The sequence below is a fragment of the Phenylobacterium sp. genome (assembly GCF_036402295.1).
In the GTDB taxonomy this organism is placed as follows: Bacteria; Pseudomonadota; Alphaproteobacteria; order Caulobacterales; family Caulobacteraceae; genus Phenylobacterium.
The window spans coordinates 1-12,035 of record NZ_DASWTE010000155.1 but is presented as its reverse complement, the minus strand read 5'-3'; the positions used below and the strand labels follow the sequence as shown (position 1 = coordinate 12,035).

Sequence of the window (12,035 nt, the reverse complement as noted above, 5' to 3'; positions counted from 1 at the left end):
AAGCCGCCCGAGCGCACGTAGAACGACTCGACGCCCTTGATGCCGGCGAGGCGGGTCTCGACCTGGCGCACCAGGGCGTCCTGGGCCTCGGGCGAGAGGTTGCCGCGCGCCTTGACGTAGACGTCCACGAACTCGGGATCGTCCGAGAAGAAGAACTCGGTTTTGTGCTTGGTCGATCCGAACCAGAAGATGATCGCGAAGATGATGAGGACGGCCCCTGCGAACGACCGCGTGGGGTGCGCCGTCAGCATGGTCAGGGTGCGGGCGTACCAGCCCATGAAGCCCTTCATCTCGCGCGGGTCGCCGTGTTCGGACTTGGCGATCTCGGCCAGGTGTTCCTCGTCGATGGCGGCCTTGCGCGCAAAGATCGAGCCGAACGCCGGCGTGAAGATCAGGGCCACGAAGATCGAGGCGCCCAGCACGAAGAACAGGGTCAGCGGCAGGAAGCTCATGAACTTCCCGGCGATCGAGTTCCAGAACATGAAGGGCACGAAGGCGCACAGCGTGGTCAGGGTGCCGTTGGCCACCGGCCAGAACATCCGCTTGCCGGCGGCGGCGAACGCCTCCTGCTTCGTCAGGCCCTCGGCCATGCGCCGGTCGGCGTACTCCACCACCACGATGCCGCCGTCGACGAGGATGCCGACCGCCAGCACCAGGCCGAACATGACCATCATGTTCAGCGTCACGCCCATCCCGGTCATGGCGAGGAAGGCGAGCATGAAGCAGATCGGGATCGAGGCCCCCACCATCAGCCCCTGACGGATGCCGAGGCTGGCGATGATGATCATCATGACGAGCAGGCTGGCCATGATCAGCCCGCTCTCGAGCACCACGAGCGTCCGGCCGATGAAGTCGCTCTCGTCGTAGATGTAGTTGAGCTGGACGGTCTGCGGCCACTGCTTGGCGTCGGTCTCGGTGACCTTGCGGATCGTCTGCACGGTCTCGAGGATGTTGGAACCGCCGCGCTTGGAGACCTCGAGGATGAATGCGGGATGGCCGTTGAAGCGGCTGATCGAGTTGGCTTCCTTGAAGGTGCGCCGCACCTCGCCGATGTCGCCCACCGTGACCAGCCGGTCGCCGTTCTTCTTGATCGGCAGGGCCAGGATGTCGGACGGCTCCTCGACGACGCCCGGCACCTTCACGGCGAACTGGCCCGAGCCCGAGCGCAGCGAGCCCGCGGGCACCAGCTGGTTGTTGCGGCCGATCACCTGGGCGAGCTCGCCGGTGGTGACGTTGTAGGCCTCCATGCGCAGCGGATCGATGCTGACCTCGAGCACCTCCTCGCGGCCACCGCTCATGTAGACCTCGAGCACGCCCTCGGTGCCCTCCAGGCGCTCCTTCAGCGCCGTGGCGATGCGATGCAGCTCCCGCTCCGGCGCGGAGCCCGAGATGACGATGCCGAGGACGGGATCGCCCGAGAAGTTCTGCTCCTGGATGATCGGCTCTTCGGCGTCGGGCGGGAACTTGCCGCGCGCCAGGTCGACCTTGGCCCGGACGTCCTCCAGGGCCTTGTCCTTGTCGAAGTCGGCCTCGAATTCCAGGGTCACGACCGCCGCGCCCTGGCGGGCCACGGCGTTCATCGACTCGATGCCCTCCATGGTCTGGAGCTCGAGCTCCAGCGGCTTGACCAGCAGCCGCTCGGCGTCTTCGGGCGACACGCCCGGGTAGGGGATGATCACCGAGATGTAGGGCAGGTCGATGTCGGGCTCGGACTCCCGCGGCATGTTCAGGTAGGCGAGCAGGCCGAACAACGCGGCGATCAAGGTGACGCCCAGCACCACCTTTCGCCGCTTGATGGCTCCGTCGATCAGGGGCCCGATCATGCTTCCCTCTCCCAAGCCACCCCGACGCTAGCGCGCCTGGGCGACCCGAACCTTCTGGCCGTCAGCGACAAACGACTGGCCGACCGTGATCACGCGCACCGTACCGGACAGCCCGCTCACCCACATGCCCTGCGGCGTCTCCTCCTGCACGGTCACCGGCGCGAAGGCGACGCGCCCGTCGGGCAACACGTGCCGCACGCCCTGGCGGCCTGCGGTGTCCAGCACCAGCGTCGACACTGGCACCAAGTGGGCGGCTCCGGCGCCTGCGGCGATCTTCAGCTCGGCCGAAAGCCCCGACCGCACGTTCATCTGCGGGTTCGGGACCGCGACTTCCACATGGTAGGTCCGGGTCTGGGGATCGGCCTCGCGCGAGACGTAGCGGACGCGGCCGCTCAAGGTCTGGCCCGACACCAGGGTGGCTGTCGCCGGCGCGCCGATCCGCAGGCTGGCCGCCGCGGTTTCGGGCACGTCGCCCACCACCAGCAGCGGATTGAGCTCGATCATGGTGCCGCAGGGCTGGCCCGGCGACAGGTAGGTGCCGATCTCGGCGTCTCTACGGTCGAACACGCCCGAGAACGGCGCGCGGATCTCCACCTGCTTCAGCGCGATCTCGGCGGCCCGCACCCCGGCCATGGCGGCGTCGAGGTTGGCCTGCGCCTCCAGCACCTGGGTCTCGGAGCGGAAGCCCTTCTCGCGCAACTGTTCGGCGGCCTGGCGCTGCAGCTGGCGCGACTTGAGCGCTGCGCGGGCCTGGTCGAGGCTGGCCTGGCGGGCGTCCACGGCCAGGCGGCACAGCACCTGCCCCTGACGGACGAAACTGCCCTCGGTGGCTGGCGCCGCAGCGACCACGCCGGCGGTCTCCGAGCGCACGATGACGCTGCGAGTCGCCTCGGTGCGGCCGCGCATGACCACCTGGGTCTCGCGCATGGTGGGCGGGGTCAGCTTGACCTGCACGCTGGGCGGGCCCCCGACAGGGGCGGCCTGCGGAGCCTTGGCGTTCGCCGCCGTCTTGTCGTCGCCGAACAGCGAGTTGATCCCGAAGAACAGGATCAGCACGCCCACGATGGCGATGATGACAACATACTGCGACTTCAAACGCATAAAGCTCTATCCCCGGTCTCAGATGCGTGCGTGGTCCCCACCGCACGCGGTCGCCGTCTCCCTGCGGCTTGCCCTGCTTGTGATGCCGCCGTTATGCGAGCGCAAATGAATTTGCGGTCACGTGACGAGGCGGTTCTAATACGTCGCAGCGAGCCTAGATTGCACTGTGACCTGGAATCGCCCCCCGGACGAGCCTGTCCCTGCGGCTGTCTTACGCGGTAAGCCAACCGTTCGCCAGAGGACCCAGACGCCTTGCGATACCTGCACACCATGGTCCGTGTGACCGACCTCGACGCCTCCCTTGCGTTCTACTGTGACAAGCTGGGACTTAAGGAAGTCTCGCGAACCGAGAACGAGGCCGGGCGGTTCACGCTCGTGTTCCTTTGCGCGCCGGGCGACGAGGAGGCCGCGCGCCAGAAGAAGGCGCCGACGGTCGAGCTCACGTACAACTGGGACCCGGAGACCTACCAGGGCGGCCGCAACTTCGGGCACCTGGCCTACGCCGTCGACGACATCTATGCCGTCTGCCAGCGGCTGAAGGACGCCGGCGTGATCATCAACCGCCCGCCCCGCGACGGCCGCATGGCGTTCGTCCGCTCGCCCGACAACATCTCGGTGGAGCTGCTCCAGGCCGGCCCCGCGCTGCCGCCGGCCGAGCCCTGGGCCTCGATGCCCAACGTGGGGACGTGGTGACGCCGGCCATGTGAGCCCGGCTCACACGCGCTCGGCTTTATCGTCGTTTGTGCGCCGGCTTGGCCGCGCTGACAGTTCCGCCATGACGCGGGACGACCTGATCGCGGCCTTCAGCAAGGCCGCCGCCGAGCACGACGCCGTCGATGCGCTTCTCCTGTCCGGCAGCCTGGGTCGGGGGGAGGGCGACGCCTGGAGCGACGTCGACCTGATCGCGGTGACGCCGGAGGCGGCGCATGCGGCGTTCGTAGCCGGCGTGAAGGCCTGGGCCACCCGGGTCGCCGAGCCCGTGCTGTGGCGACAGGTCTATCCGGGCCTGCCGCTGTTCCACGCCGTGACGACCGGCTACCTGCGCTACGACATCATGGTGACGACGCTCGGGCGCGTGACCGAGAGCGCCGACCGCGTGCGGCCGCTCGTGGACAAGGTCGGCGCCCATGCGGGCCTGCCGCCCACCCGGGAGGCGCCGCCTTTGTCGGCCCGCGCAGTCCACGAGGCGTCCGAGGAGTTCCTGCGCGTGCTCGGCCTGCTGCCGGTGGCGGTGGGACGGAACGACTACGCCGCGGCGGCCTTCGGCGCCGGTCTGCTGCGCCAGCAGCTGCAGGCGCTGATGGTGCTCGAACGGCGGCCGGTGACCCCGCCCGGCGCGCTGGCGGTGGCGCGCATGCTCCCGCCCGACGACGTACGCACGCTTGAAATGCTCTCCGCCTCGCCGGCCACGCGGGAGGGCGCGATCGCCGGCAGCCTGGCCCTCGCCGAAGCCTTCCTCCCGCGCGCCCGGCGCCTGACCGCCGAAAGCGGCGCCGACTGGCCCGCGGCGCTGGAGGCCGCCGTGCGCGCGCATCTGCGGCGCGAGCTGGACGTCGACCTGCCGGCGTGAGCCGCCTGGGACGCCCGCGGCGAGCGCCGCGAGCGTCCCGCCCTGCTCACCCGAACACGAAGTCGCTGGCTCCCAGCTGGGCCGGCTTGATCAGCCGCAGCCAGACCGAGTCCAGCCCGTCGCCGAAGGTGATCAACGCGCCCTGCTCGCCGTTGCGCACCTGGTTCTGGATCCTGAGGTCGGAGAAGTCGTCCACCCCGGTGTCGGCGGAGAACCAGAGCCGGTCGACCATGTCCTGGAAGTCCTGCACGACGTCCTTGCCGAAGTCGCCGTCGAAGTGGAACGCATCCACGTCGTCCCCGCCCAGGAGGAGGTCATTGCCCACGCCGCCCCGCAGGGCGTCGCTGCCGGAGCCGCCGATCAGCGTGTCGGCCCCGGCTCCGCCGTGCAGCTGGTCGTTCCCGGCGTTGGCGATCAGCTTGTTGGCCGCCCCGTTGCCGGTGAGCGTGTCGTTCCCCGAACCCGACGTGGCGTTCTCGATCGTCACGCCGTTGGCGATCACGAACCCGCCGTGGACGCCAGTCGCATACGAGACCCAGCCGCCGCCGCCTTCCTCGTACTGCAGGGTGGCCGCGCGCAGGTCGATGTTGGCGTTGGCCGCGCCCGAGTAGCGGATCTCGTCCGTGCCCGCCGCGTCCCAGATCGCCGAGTAGAACGTCCCCGGCGCGTTGACGTCCTTCAGCTCATAGAGGTCGTTCCCGCGCGCCCACTCCTCGTTGACGCCGTACTTGTCCTGGATCACCGCGATGTCGAGCGGCGCCAGCGTGCCCATCCAGCCGAAGTGGTCGACCTCGGTTCCGGTGATCCCGCCCGAGCGCGGCTGGCCGTACGGCGACGTCTGCCATCCGTCGTTGTAGGCCATGATCGTGTGGACCTGCTGGTTCAGGTCGAAGTCGCCCAGGGCCCCGCCGATCACGCTGCCGTCGTCGGTGCCGCGCATGATGCTGGAGCGGCCGCCGTTGTCATGCGGGTGGGCCAGGCCGTGGCCATGGCCGAACTCGTGGAGCAGGGTGGGGAAGTAGAAGCCGCCTTGCTGCAGGCCCTCCTGCGTCCAGCGCACGTCGCCGGCGTTGAACTCGGCCTGGCCGGCGTTCTCCTCGCCGGGCGGGCTCATGCGGCCCAGGAGGCTGGCGCCGGCGCCCGGGGTGCCCTTGTAGGTGATGATGTCGATGTCGGCTTCGGCGCGGTTGCCGACCTCGATGTAGACGATGTCGGCCACCTGTTCGTACAGGTTGAAGGCCTGCCGGAACGCCGCCTTCTCCCAGTCGGTGACCCCCAGCGCGATCATGGTGTCGGTGCTGCCCGGTGTGAGCGGGTTCTCGTCCACGAACACGTCGCCCGTGCGGGCGAAGTAGTAGGTGATCACGTTCTTGCCCGTGACCCCGTAGGTCGGGTTGAACACCGTGCCCGTGAACTCCGCGCCGTTGTCGCGCGGGCCGTTGTCGCCGTCGGGATTGCGCGAGGTGCGCGGGAACTGGCTGCCCCAGTCGATCGAGTGCAGCGGGCTGTCGATCGTGTAGAGCGGCTCGTAGGCCGTGCGCGGGTCGGCCGTGCGGGCGAACACCTCGTAGTCACCCACGAAATCGCCGGTCGTCCCGTTGACCGGGTCCTGGTCGAACGCGCGGGCGTTCACGTAGTAGGTCCCGCTCACGCTCGCCTTGAAGCTGAGCAGCGCGTCGAAGCCGGAGTTGATCCCGTTCAGCGCCGTGGGCGCCCCGCCGTCGGCGACGCCCAGCAGGGTCCCGCTGGCGTCGTACAGCTCGACGAAGGCGTCGGCGAGCGGCACGCCGGCCGGGCCGCCGATGGCCGCGTAGACGCCGAACTCGTAGGTCTGGCCGGCCACCAGCTCGACCTTGAAGAAGTCGAAGTCGCCCAGGGTGTTCAGGGTCGAGAACACATGCGCGCCATCCACCGTCAGGCTGGCGGTAGTGCTGCGGTCGCCCGCGATCTCGTCGGTGAGCAGGGCGGTTGGGGTCAGGGTTGCGTCGGTCCCGCCGAGCGCACCTGTGGTCATGGCCGTGAAGAACGCGCCCTTGGCGCAGGCCGGGCACCCGCAGGCCAGCGCCTGCGGTCCGTGGCTCAGCCCCAGGGGCGCGGTGGAAAGCTCGATCGGCTCGGCGTCGTAGGTCTGTCGCATGCGTCCTCCCGAAGGGACGAAGCGGAAGCTGGCTTCGTCCCAGTTTGTCCCCCGACTTGCGACGATACGTTCGAGCGTCACCGACGATCCGCGGCAAAATTTCGTCCTTTTTCCGCAGATTGTGGCAAAGCCAAATTTAGTGGCGAAGCTGCGGATTCCGTGGAACCAGAGCTCGCGTAACGGCGTTCACGCCGATTCCAGCCGAGCTTGCCAAGTTCGTCGACCCTGCACGATGGAGACGCGTATGAAGGTTCGTATCGGCATGGCGGCGGCGATCGCCGGCCTGGCGCTGGCGGGCGCCGGCTTCACTCAGCCTCATGGATCCGATGCCGGCCAGGCGGCCTCCGGCGGCCGCACCGCTGACCTTCAGGGCGACCCGCGCGCCTTCGTCGACAACCGTCACATCCGCGCCTTCTACACGCTCTCGGTGGAGACGCTGGGCAAGGGGACGAAGGGCGTCGACATCGCCGCGTACGAGCAGAAGGCCTTCGCCATCTTCCGCGCTTTCGGCGCCGAACGAGGACCCAGTCCCGAGGCCATGCAGGACCACCTCAAGCTGATCCCGCGGCAGGTCGTGAAGATCGTGCAGGACGACCCGCACGTGCTCGACAGCTTCGACACCTTCGCCGACGCGCTGATCGGTCCACGCTGAGGCTTTCCGCTCGCGCTGCGGGACGGTCCAGAACGACGAAGGGCCTCGGCGGAAGCCGAGGCCCTTGCTCCGCGTAGACGCGAGCTAAGCGCTACGCAAATAGCCGACGGCGCTGACGCAGCATTGCGCCGGTCGCGCCGAAGCCCAGGATCATCAGCGCCCAGGTACCGGGCTCTGGGATCTCATTCCCGCCGCCGCCGCCGCAGTCTTCCCCGACGCAGGGCTGCGTGAAGTAGAGGCGCGCGCCGGACTGCGAGCCGAAGGCCGAGAGGATGACATCCAGCTCGGCGTCCGCCGCGAGGTCCAGGCGATAGAAGCCCGTGACGCCGCCCGGCACATCCACAGGACCCTGACCGGCGCCCCAGTGGATGCCGATGTAGGTCGTCCCGCTGAGAAGCGTGTCGAAGTCGATCGTCGGCGAGTTCAGGTCGAGCTGGGCTTCCTCCAGCGTTCCGTCCCACGTCAGCCCCAGCGCGGCCAGGGCGGCGGTCTGGATCACCACGTCCGGCGGGCTTTGGTTGAGCATGTTGCCTTCGTAGAAGCCGTCGCAGGCCCCCGCGTTCGGCGTGACGTCCGTCAGGTTGCAGCCGCCCAGGAAGTCGCCTGCCGCCCCAGCCGCCGGCGTAGCGGCAAGACCGAGGGTCAGGGCGCCCGCCGCAGCGGCCGCCATAGCTAAGAGTCGAAGTTTCATCTGGAGCACCCCAAATGTTTCCAATCCCCCGACTGGAAGACGATCTCACGCTCAAAAACCCAAAATGGCAATTCGTTTGCTTCAACCGCACGTGGAAATTACTCACCATCTGCGGTGGAAGCTTAATTTGCCAAAACAATCTCTAACCGGTAGAGCTTGTTTGCTCGGTCTCGAGCGGCCGCAGGCGCTCGGCCACGTCTTCGGGTGAGGCCAGCAGTTCCGGATCGACAGCCTCGGCCGTGAGGTCCGGCGATACGAGGAAGACGTCGCGCCCATGCGCGTTCACCGTCGCTTCGCCATAGCCCACGTCCAGCGCGAACTGGCGCTTGAGGGCGGCCCATCCGGCCGTGCAGCGGGCCAGGCGCGCGGTCTCGCCGAACGGGAAGCCGCGGTCGCCGCCGAAGGCCGCAAGCCGCGGCGGCGTGTCGAAATCGCCGTCGTAGCTGAGCGCCAGGACATTGCCCGCACCGCGCAGGCGGGCCGCGACGCCGGCCAGCCGGGTCACGGTCAGCGAGCACTTCGCCGGGTTCATGCAGCGCGTGTAGAAGAACGCCACCACGCTGGGCCGCGGCCGCAACAGGTCTACGAGCGGCGCGCGCGCGCCCGCCTGGTCCTCCACGATCACCGGACCGAGCGCGCCGGGGCAAAGCGACAGCCGCACCGCCTCGCCGGCGGTGACCGCGGCCGAGGCGTGGCAGCAGTGGGCCGCCGCCTCGCCGCCCAGCGGGAGGGCGAGCTCTTCCTTGGCCGTGCGCCGTGGCTCCGCGGTGTCGTCGAAATCCACGTACTGGTCGCCGATCGAGAGCCGGCCTGCCGCCGCGTCGAGCAGCGGAGCCCAGGCGTCGGCGTCGGGGAGGCCGCGGACCACGCGGGCGGCGGCGGCGAGGACGGTGGGGTTCTGGCTGGTGCGGAGCTCCTCGCGCACCGCGGCCACCACCATCGGCGTCGCCGGCCGATGCTGGAACGCCGCCAGCACGTGGCCGCGCACCCATTCGGCGTCGGCCGTGGAGAGCCCTCGATAGGCCGCGCCGTCGCGCCGTAGCAGGGCGACCAGTCGCCGGTCGCCGCCCGGCGTGCGCGGCGTCGCCCGGATGCGTTCGACCAGCGCCTCGGGATCGACGGGCACGGCGACGCTACCCGCCGTCGCCGCGGGACTTTGCGAACTGGCGGATCGACGACTTCAACGCGCGCGACTTCGTCGCCGCGCCGGTCGCCGCGAGCGCCTTGGCGAACTTGGCGCCCGGCGCCTTCTCGGCGACGTCCTTCGAGTGGGCGATCGCTGAGAGGGCCACCGCGCGCACGTCGTCGTCGTCGCTCTCGTCCAGGACCAGCTTGCGCGCCAGTCTGGCGAACCGGGTCGCCGAGGCGTTCTTCAGTCCCACGGCCGCGATCTGCCGCACCTGTGTCTTCTCGGACTTGTCTGCCGCCACGGATTCGAGCAGGGCGGCGGACTTCGGATCGGTCGAGAGCGCCCGCAACGCCTCTTCCCGCGCCTTGCCGGTCGACCGCGCGGCGAGGTCGCGGAACAGGGCGCGCGACGCGGCGTGGTCGTCCTGCGCCAGGAGCTGGATCGCCTTCGCGGTTGGGACCAGCGGCTTGCGCTTCTTCTGCAGGCCCTCGCGCAGCAGCTTCTGGGCGACCCGGTCCTTGGTGAGTGCGAGCCGTTCCAGCGCGGCCGTGCGCAGTTCGCTGGACTTGTGCGTGGCGAGCTTGCGCAGCAGGTCCACGTACTCCGCGTTGAACGGCCCGAAGCGGTGTGGGCGGAACCGGGAGCCGGCCATCACGCGCATCGCCGCCAGCCGTGCGGGCGGGGCGATGGCCTCGTTCGCCAGGATGTCGAGCAGCGCCCGGGCGCCCTCGGCGAAGAGGTCGCCGCTCAGCGTCAGTCGCCCGATCATCTCGACGAGCTGTGCGCCGTCGCGCCCCCCGGCCGCAGCCTGCGCGAGTTCGGCCGCCGAAACCGGCGGCGGGGCTGCGCCGTCGGACTGCAGCTCGGCGAGGTACTGCTGGCGATGCGCCTCGATGTCCATGTGCGCTCCTGCCGCTCAAACCTGGAACGGAACGTCGTCGTAGGCAAACGCGAGGTGGGTTGGGCCGATCGTGCCCAGGTAATCGATCAGGTCCCGGGCCCGCGGCGAGACACCCGGCGCGCCGGTCATCGGCGACGCGGCCAGTCCGCCGCCCGGCGCCGTGGTCGGACGGGGCGCCGGCAGCGGGCCGCACCAGGGCCAGAGCGGGTCGTTCAGGCGGTGGCCGGGGTTGGCGCCGGCGTTCGGGGTGAACGACCGCGGGCTCGCGGGATCGTGCAGGCCGACGGCCCACTGCCACTTCGCCCACAGCCGGTCGACATTGCAGTGGAGCAGGAAGAACAGCGGGTCGCCGGGAGCCGTGGCTGGATCGGTGATCAGGCCCTCCAGGTGGGACATGTGGGCCCGGTTGTGCGGATTGGTCTGCATCCGCCGGAAAAAGGCGTAGGTCGCCGTGGTCGCCGGTCCACCCAGGCCCAGGGTCTGCGGCTCGGTCGCGACGTTGGGGGTGGTCTGGGGCCCGACGGCAGACCCGCGATAGACGCCGACCGGTCCCGCGACGGGCGCCCAGGACTTCAGGGGGTTGGCCGCCGAAAACTGCGCCTGACTGCCGACCACGGCGCCCATGAAGTTGCGCGTGAAGACCTTCGGCGCCGGCCGGTCGAAACGCCAGTACGGCAGCGTGACCTCCGGGTCGATCCTCTGGAGCTCGCGCTCGAAGTCCATCAGATAGGCCCGGTGCCAGGGCAGGAAGCCCGGACCGCCATGGGCTTCGTTGTCCGGGGGACCGTCCACGTGCATGTCCCGGAAGTTCGCGTAAGGCCCGGCGCCCTGGCCGTTCAGCGTCGCGAGCGCCGCCAGGAAGCGGTTCCGCTCCGTGGTGGAGAGCGCGTTGGCGTCCTTGCGGACGCGCACCATCGTGGCGTGGCTGCCGAGCACCGGGCCGCCGGCCTGGGCGCGCACCTCGAGCGTCACGTCGCCGAACCGGGCGCTGGGCGAGCCGAAGGCGCCGCCCACCCAGATGTTCACCGGCGCGCCGCTGGCGGGCAGGGTGACGTTGAGGGTGTTCGTCCCCTGGTGGGTGAGCGTGTTGGCGAGCGCCAGGCGCCCGCCGCCGGCCACGGACTTCGCCGAGACCGTCATCGGAACGCTGGCGACCCCTGCGGGCGGCTGCTGCAGCCGCAGCGCCACCTGCACCGGCCGCCAGGTGACATAGGCGCGGTTCAGCGCGTCGTAAGCGGGGAACTGGATGTTGACGTTCACGGCGGCCCTCCCTGGCGGCGCGCGCCGCCGTTCGCCGAACGCAAGGGACACCGGGCCAGCCTACCGCTTCCCGGGATGGCTGACCACCGGAAGCCGCATGGCTTGCGATTACAATGCTGGGAGGTGACGGGGCCACAAAGAAAGGCGCCGTCCACCTGGGGCGGACGGCGCCGTACGCTGTACTGTAGGATCCTGGTGAATGCGGGCCGCTTGATGGGCCTGCGCTCGACCGTGAAGTCTCTTTAGGAGACCGTGAAGGTCAGGCCCTCGAGCGCGCTCCCGGCGTTGCCGAGCGCGGTCGAGATCGAGCCGCCGAAGGCGGTGGCCGCAGCGACGATGCCGCCGCCGATGATGGCGAGGATCAGGACGTATTCGGCAGCCGAAGCGCCCGATTCGTCGCGCAGGAAAGAAGCGATCTTGGTCATGGTAGCACCCCTCAGAAGGAAGCCGGCGCACGATGCGCGGCTTGAAGATTTGGGACCGTCCTGAACTGAAACAACCAGGTTCGGCCTCGTCGGAGAACTTGCGAAGAGCGTGCCAAACTTCAGTCCGACTTGGCCAATGGTAATCGTCTGTTCGCTGCTTACTGCAGGGACATCCAGGCTCATAGCAGAACGCCCTGCCGGTGAGGGCAGGGCGTCGCTTGACATGGAACTGCCCGCGGGAGCGGGCGGTCGGGCTTCGTTAGGAGACCGTGAAGGTCAGGCCCTCGAGCGCGCTCCCGGCGTTGCCGAGCGCGGTCGAGATCGAGCCGCCGAAGGCCGTGGCCGC

11 protein-coding genes are annotated in these 12,035 nt (G+C 69.5%); 3 read left to right on the top strand and 8 right to left on the bottom strand.

The genetic code is table 11. The features are described from left to right. A partial coding sequence (locus VGD44_RS09865; protein WP_331086412.1) for an efflux RND transporter permease subunit occupies positions 1–1,823 on the bottom strand: 1,823 nt, incomplete at its 3' end. Between the two features lie 27 nt (positions 1,824–1,850). Continuing rightward, entirely contained in the window at positions 1,851–2,924 is a 1,074-nt protein-coding gene (locus VGD44_RS09860) for an efflux RND transporter periplasmic adaptor subunit (RefSeq protein ID WP_331086410.1), read from the bottom strand. A gap of 252 nt (positions 2,925–3,176) precedes the next feature. Between VGD44_RS09860 and VGD44_RS09855 the strand changes: the two genes are divergently transcribed. After that, on the top strand, positions 3,177–3,617 hold the full coding sequence (locus VGD44_RS09855; RefSeq protein ID WP_331086408.1) for a VOC family protein: 441 nt from the start codon (positions 3,177–3,179) through the stop codon (positions 3,615–3,617). An 82-nt stretch (positions 3,618–3,699) separates the two neighbouring features. Beyond that, positions 3,700–4,494 (top strand): hypothetical protein, encoded by a 795-nt coding sequence (locus tag VGD44_RS09850; protein ID WP_331086406.1) that lies wholly within the window; start codon positions 3,700–3,702, stop codon positions 4,492–4,494. A 46-nt stretch (positions 4,495–4,540) separates the two neighbouring features. On the opposite strand, the gene VGD44_RS09845 is transcribed toward VGD44_RS09850, so the two are convergent. Further along, the gene (locus tag VGD44_RS09845; RefSeq protein WP_331086404.1) at positions 4,541–6,631 is read right to left on the bottom strand and encodes a matrixin family metalloprotease; all 2,091 of its coding nucleotides are present in this window, start codon (positions 6,629–6,631) and stop codon (positions 4,541–4,543) included. 244 nt (positions 6,632–6,875) lie between these two features. On the opposite strand from VGD44_RS09845, the gene VGD44_RS09840 reads away from it, so the two are divergent. Next, positions 6,876–7,283, top strand: coding sequence for a hypothetical protein (locus tag VGD44_RS09840; RefSeq protein WP_331086402.1), 408 nt, complete (start codon positions 6,876–6,878; stop codon positions 7,281–7,283). A 91-nt stretch (positions 7,284–7,374) separates the two neighbouring features. Here the strand turns inward: VGD44_RS09840 and VGD44_RS09835 are convergent, their stop codons facing one another. The 5 genes from VGD44_RS09835 to VGD44_RS09815 form a co-directional block, all read right to left on the bottom strand. Beyond that, on the bottom strand, positions 7,375–7,974 hold the full coding sequence (locus VGD44_RS09835) for a PEPxxWA-CTERM sorting domain-containing protein (RefSeq protein ID WP_331086400.1): 600 nt from the start codon (positions 7,972–7,974) through the stop codon (positions 7,375–7,377). Between the two features lie 142 nt (positions 7,975–8,116). Continuing rightward, the gene (locus VGD44_RS09830; protein WP_331086398.1) at positions 8,117–9,100 is read right to left on the bottom strand and encodes a hypothetical protein; all 984 of its coding nucleotides are present in this window, start codon (positions 9,098–9,100) and stop codon (positions 8,117–8,119) included. A 7-nt stretch (positions 9,101–9,107) separates the two neighbouring features. Further along, the gene (locus VGD44_RS09825; RefSeq protein WP_331086396.1) at positions 9,108–10,004 is read right to left on the bottom strand and encodes a hypothetical protein; all 897 of its coding nucleotides are present in this window, start codon (positions 10,002–10,004) and stop codon (positions 9,108–9,110) included. 15 nt (positions 10,005–10,019) lie between these two features. Beyond that, positions 10,020–11,264, bottom strand: a complete 1,245-nt coding sequence (locus VGD44_RS09820; protein WP_331086393.1) for a tyrosinase family protein — start codon at positions 11,262–11,264, stop codon at positions 10,020–10,022. A 242-nt stretch (positions 11,265–11,506) separates the two neighbouring features. After that, the gene (locus VGD44_RS09815) at positions 11,507–11,689 is read right to left on the bottom strand and encodes a Flp family type IVb pilin (protein ID WP_331086391.1); all 183 of its coding nucleotides are present in this window, start codon (positions 11,687–11,689) and stop codon (positions 11,507–11,509) included. Between the last annotated feature and the right edge of the window lie 346 nt (positions 11,690–12,035).

Bases quoted from the DNA above. Each gene is read 5' to 3' on its own strand.
- VGD44_RS09845 (WP_331086404.1), bottom strand. From the start codon at position 6,631: ATGCGACAGACCTACGACGCCGAGCCGATCGAGCTTTCCACCGCGCCC.
- VGD44_RS09840 (WP_331086402.1), top strand. From the start codon at position 6,876: ATGAAGGTTCGTATCGGCATGGCGGCGGCGATCGCCGGCCTGGCGCTG.
- VGD44_RS09835 (WP_331086400.1), bottom strand. From the start codon at position 7,974: ATGAAACTTCGACTCTTAGCTATGGCGGCCGCTGCGGCGGGCGCCCTG.
- VGD44_RS09815 (WP_331086391.1), bottom strand. From the start codon at position 11,689: ATGACCAAGATCGCTTCTTTCCTGCGCGACGAATCGGGCGCTTCGGCT.
- VGD44_RS09860 (WP_331086410.1), bottom strand. From the start codon at position 2,924: ATGCGTTTGAAGTCGCAGTATGTTGTCATCATCGCCATCGTGGGCGTG.
- VGD44_RS09850 (WP_331086406.1), top strand. From the start codon at position 3,700: ATGACGCGGGACGACCTGATCGCGGCCTTCAGCAAGGCCGCCGCCGAG.
- VGD44_RS09825 (WP_331086396.1), bottom strand. From the start codon at position 10,004: ATGGACATCGAGGCGCATCGCCAGCAGTACCTCGCCGAGCTGCAGTCC.